Annotated in this window: 1 protein-coding gene; it reads left to right on the forward strand. The window is 48.2% G+C overall.

From position 1 onward, the window contains the following. Positions 1–571 (forward strand): anti-CBASS protein Acb1 family protein (locus Y887_RS18075; protein WP_046965671.1); only part of this gene is annotated, 571 nt, incomplete at both ends.

The following is a 571-nucleotide window of genomic DNA, read 5'->3' on the forward strand; positions in this document are numbered from 1 at the left end:
GAATATTATAGCAAACCTTTTAACATCGATGGTGTGACAAAAGGGTCTTATATGGGAATTATTCAGGTTGACCCTTATTGGATGATGCCATTCTTGACGTCTGAAAACACCGCCGACCCTGCATCACAGCACTTCTATGATCCAGAATACTGGGTGATCAGCGGCCAGCGTTATCATCGCAGCCACCTAATCATCTTGCGCAACGATGAGCCAGCTGATATTCTTAAGCCGACTTATATCTACGGCGGCATTCCTCTGACTCAGCAGATTTATGAACGCATCTATGCCGCTGAACGTACCGCTAACGAAGCGCCATTGCTGGCGATGTCAAAGCGTACAACCACGCTTCGGACCGACGTTGACAAGGCGATTGCCAATGAGCGGTCGTTTGCCGAACGTCTGATGATGTGGATTAAGTACCGCGACAACTATGCAGTCAAAGTGCTTGGTCAGAAAGAAGAGATGGACCAGTTCGACATCAACTTGTCAGACTTCGACAGCATCATCATGAACCAGTACCAGCTGGTGGCCGCAATCGCAAAAGTTCCGTCGACAAAACTGTTAGGGACAT

The sequence above is a fragment of the Xanthomonas pisi DSM 18956 genome, from assembly GCF_001010415.1.
In the GTDB taxonomy this organism is placed as follows: Bacteria; Pseudomonadota; Gammaproteobacteria; order Xanthomonadales; family Xanthomonadaceae; genus Xanthomonas; species Xanthomonas pisi.